Annotated in this window: 4 protein-coding genes and 2 pseudogenes; all 6 read left to right on the top strand. The window is 61.4% G+C overall.

From position 1 onward, the window contains the following. Positions 1-328, top strand: a pseudogene (locus tag VBE63_RS25465) (peroxiredoxin); the annotation flags it as partial. A gap of 294 nt (positions 329-622) precedes the next feature. Continuing rightward, entirely contained in the window at positions 623-2,146 is a 1,524-nt protein-coding gene (locus VBE63_RS25460; RefSeq protein ID WP_323685802.1) for a Fic family protein, read from the top strand. Positions 2,147-2,176: 30 nt separating this feature from the next. Further along, positions 2,177-2,299 carry a poly(ADP-ribose) glycohydrolase domain-containing protein gene (locus VBE63_RS25455; RefSeq protein WP_242479712.1) on the top strand — a complete coding sequence of 41 codons (123 nt, stop codon included), beginning with the start codon at positions 2,177-2,179 and terminating at the stop codon, positions 2,297-2,299. 237 nt (positions 2,300-2,536) lie between these two features. Continuing rightward, positions 2,537-2,910 (top strand): annotated as a pseudogene (locus tag VBE63_RS25450) (redoxin domain-containing protein); the annotation flags it as partial. A 449-nt stretch (positions 2,911-3,359) separates the two neighbouring features. Continuing rightward, positions 3,360-3,647, top strand: coding sequence for a type IV conjugative transfer system protein TraL (gene traL, locus VBE63_RS25445; protein WP_323685801.1), 288 nt, complete (start codon positions 3,360-3,362; stop codon positions 3,645-3,647). 2 nt (positions 3,648-3,649) lie between these two features. Continuing rightward, positions 3,650-4,181 (top strand): TraE/TraK family type IV conjugative transfer system protein (locus VBE63_RS25440; RefSeq protein WP_323685803.1); only part of this gene is annotated, 532 nt, incomplete at its 3' end.

The following is a 4,181-nucleotide window of genomic DNA, read 5'->3' as shown; positions in this document are numbered from 1 at the left end:
GTCGATGCAGGTGGCCAAGGCCTACGGCATGATCCAGCCAGGGGCTAGCGATACCTCCGCGGTGCGTGCCACCTTCATCATCGACCCCAATGGCGTGCTGCGCGCCATGGTCTACTACCCGATGAGCAATGGCCGCTCGATCGACGAGTTCGTGCGCCTGGTCAAGGCGCTGCAGACCTCCGATGAACATGGCGTGGCGACCCCTGAAGCCTGGCAGCCGGGCGACAAGGTCATCGTGCCGCCGCCAGCGACGGCCGAGCAGGCCGAGGCGCGCATGGCTGAGGGCTATGAGTGCTCGGATTGGTACTTCTGTAAGAAGGCGCTCTGAGTCAGGGAGCGATCATGGGCGGCGCGATGCCGCCCAGCAATCGCCTGAGAGGGATCAGTCCCGGTCCAGGAGTCTTCGTGCGCGCTCCGATCGATCAGGGCCGTGTGCGTCGGCTGGCCGCTGCAGCATCGTTGCAGCCGACGACTTATCCTCTGAGCAACGTTTCTGAACGCATCCGTTTGCATGTGAATCAACATGAAAACCTAACGATGGGGCAGCATAATAAACGAATAAAAACGCAGCGCGTTATCCTAATAATCCAGAAGCCTACGCTTCGAGCAACGAGGCAGATTGATGGTCGCCCCCTCCCAAAAACTTGCCGAGTCACTTGAGGTTCTCAAGACCCTGCAGAAGGAAGGCGGTGTCGCGATCCGGTCGGTAGATCTGTCACGCGTTCATCGCGAACGCTTGCTCAAAGGCGGATTCTTGAGAATGGTCATGAAAGGGTGGTACATACCAGCCCACCCCGGTGAACCTGGTGGAGAAAGCACGATCTGGTATGCCAGCTTCTGGGGTTTTTGTGCCGTTTATCTTCGCGAGCGCTTCGGTGACGCTTGGTCGCTTTCAGCAGAACAGTCCCTCCTGCTGCATACCGGAAACCGAACGGTACCCGGCCAACTCCTGGTTCGAACCCCCAAAGGGGGCAACAAGGTCATCACATTGCTTCACGGGACATCCGTGCTTGATGTCCGTGCCGCCATGCCTAAACCAGAGGAGACCGTCGAACTGGACGGTCTCAGGCTGTACTCACCCTGTGCAGCCTTAGTGTTCAGTGCACCCGGTTTTTTCCGCCAGTTTGCGACCGAGGCACGGGCGGCGCTTGCCATGGTTAAAGATGCCTCGGATCTGCTTCGCCCGCTGCTTGAAGGGGGGCATAGCACCATCGCCGGTCGCCTCGCTGGTGCACTGCGAAATATCGGTCGTCGCAGCATGGCTGAAGAGATCGTCACAACCATGCAAGCGGCTGGTTACACCATTCGCCTAGAAGATCCGTTTGATACAACGGCGACAACCTTGCTGACTAGGCGTGACATCTCCCCCCAAGTCAATCGCATGCGTCTCATGTGGGAGTCCATGCGAGAGCCCATTGCAACGCGTTTTCCGGCGGCCCCTGGACTGCCGAAGCAACCACAGGATTATCTGGCGGACGTTGAGGATATCTATCCCACCGACGCCTACCACTCCCTGTCCATCGAGGGCTACCGGGTCAGTGCTGAGTTGATCGAGCAGGTGCGTAGCGGTCACTGGAATCCTGATGGCAACGACGGTGATCGGGGGCAACGCGATGCCCTTGCGGCACGCGGTTACTGGCAGGCTTATCGTGCCGTCCATGACAGTCTAAAACGGGTCTTGGCGGGTGAGAACGCCGGGGCAGTGGTCGCTCAGGATCACGGCATCTGGTATCGAGCGATGTTTGCGCCAAGCGTGACCGCCGGTCTGGTCCGACCGGGTGACTTGGCCGGATACCGCAATGACCAAGTCTATATTCGGCGCTCGATGCATGTACCACCAAGGCGCGAAGCCGTCCGCGACCTGATGCCTGCCTTTTTCGACCTGCTTGCCGAAGAAGCCCAGCCTTCCGTCCGGGTCGTGTTGGGTCACTTCCTGTTCGTCTACATCCATCCGTACATGGACGGAAATGGCCGGATGGGCCGATTTCTGATGAATCTCATGCTCGCCTCAGGCGGCTATCCCTGGACTGTCATACCACTGGAGCAGCGAGATCGGTACATCGCCGCGCTGGAGGACGCCAGTGTTCGACGACAGATCGAACCCTTTGCAAGGCTCCTGGCTGATCTGGTTCACATGAGACAATAGGCACCAAGGGCAACGAACTCCTGACCCAGACTGGCTGATGGCATTCACTTTGGCGGTGGCTTCCTCAATGGTGCCCGCGCACAAGAGGAGGTGCTCTGCCGCTCGAACGCCCTGTATGCCACGCTGTGCGGCGATGTATGCCGCTCATGCTAAGCGATCACAGCCGGATTCCAGCGAGTGGGCCATCCTCTCGCCTGATATCCCCGTGTTTCGCAGTGACGATGGCACGCCGTTGTACGTTCCCTGGAGGGTCGACTTTCTGACCTGTGCGGCGCCCTATGCCTCGGCGATCGGCCAGTCAACAGCCGGTGAACTGCTGCAGACCGAGTGCTCCGACGGCACCAATGGATTGAATGAAAGTGCGTCGCTTCATCGTCAGGTTCCTTTGTATTGCATCGCCTGCCAAATGAGCCGGCCCCGGCCTTCGATGCCCCGACCACCCAGGGCGCAAGACCCTCGAGGACTACCGTGGCCAATGGCTGGTGCTGTTCTCGCATCCGGCCGACTTCACCCCGGTCTGTACCACCGAGTTCATCGCCTTCGACAAGCGCCATGCCGACTTCCAGACACTCGGCTGTGAGCTGCTCGGGCTGTCGATCGACAGCAACTTCTCGCACATCGCCGATCTCTCGATGCAGGTGGCCAAGGCCTACGGCATGATCCAGCCCGGCGCCAGTGACACCTCCGCGGTGCGCGCGACCAGATCGATCTGCACCCCCCTGTTGCTAAGGCGGTTCTGCTGGTCAATCAGGCAGTATGGCAGGCACACTCCGCGCAGGCCCAACCGGATTCGGTACTGCCCCATGCGTCTGCGCTGGATCAACCCAGAGAAACAACGTTACTACAACGCGCAGCTTGTCGCCGATCTCTTCGGCGACTGGACACTGGTGACCTATTGGGGTGGACTGCACTCGCGTCTGGGCGGTCTGAGCGTGAATGCGGTGGCGAGCTATGAGGCTGGGCTCGAGGAGATCGCCCGGATCAGCCAGCGGCGCCGGCAGCGAGGTTACAACGTGGTTGACGAGGACGAGGAACAAGCCTGCCTGACAGGCTGAACAATCGCCTTGTGTTCGCCTCGCTGTCGATCGCGCCTGCTTCTGCGCAGCTCAAGCAACCCACTCGCAAATCAGCCGCAATCTGCTGATCTTTCGCCATCGCGCGCCGGCGCCAATCCCGCCAGGCTATCGCCACCGACATACCGGAGGCGAACCCCATGCATGCCCTCGACCTGCCACGCGGCATCGATGACCCGCCATCACTGCTGCTCTGGCGCCTGGATGACCTGATTCCACTGATCCTGATGCTGATGATCGGCATCCTTGCCGATCGTCTGCTGCTCTTCGTGCTGCTCGGCCTGGGGCTCTCCAGGCTCTACGGCCGCTTCCGCGACAGCCGACCGGATGGCTTCGTGCTGCACTGGGCCTACTGGCACGGCCTGGTTCCGCTCGGTGCGCGCAGTTGCCCGAATCCCTTCAGTCGCTGCTGGCGGGGGGTAGGGTGACAATGACACTCGACACCCTGACCAAGACCTGGCGCGGCATCAACCGCGAGAACCGCTTTCATCGAATGGCAGTCGCGCTGCTGCTCCTGACCAACCTGCTCACCCTGGCCGCACTGCTGCGCGCCGATCGCACCGTCGTGCTGGTGCCCCCGATCCTCGAAGGCGAGGTGAACGTCGCCCGCGACCGCGCCTCGCGCGAGGTCAAGGAGGCCTGGGCGATCTACGTCGCCGAACTGCTCGGCAACGTCGGTGCGCGCTCGGCCGACTTCATCCAACAGGCCCTTGAGCCACTGCTGGCTCCGCCGCTGCGTGCCGCCGTGATGGCGGTCATCGGCGAGCAGGTCGATGCGATCAAGCGCGAGCGGGTCTCCATGCACTTCTCCCCGAGCGCGCTGAGCTACGACCCCGCGACCGACACCCATTTCATCACCGGCAACCAGGTCAGCATCGGTCCTGGCGTGCAGCCGGTGCGCCATCAGCGCACCTTCGAGGTTCGCGTCAGTTTCCGTCACTACCGCCCGGTGATCACGCATT

It is taken from the genome of Lamprobacter sp., from assembly GCF_034860625.1.
Classification (GTDB): domain Bacteria; phylum Pseudomonadota; class Gammaproteobacteria; order Chromatiales; family Chromatiaceae; genus Lamprobacter.
The sequence above is the reverse complement of the archived record's forward strand: the minus strand, read 5'-3'. Positions and strand labels throughout refer to the sequence as shown.

Excerpts from the sequence above, each read along its gene's own strand:
- traL (WP_323685801.1), top strand. The coding sequence starts at position 3,360 with ATGCATGCCCTCGACCTGCCACGCGGCATCGATGACCCGCCATCACTG.
- VBE63_RS25460 (WP_323685802.1), top strand. The coding sequence starts at position 623 with ATGGTCGCCCCCTCCCAAAAACTTGCCGAGTCACTTGAGGTTCTCAAG.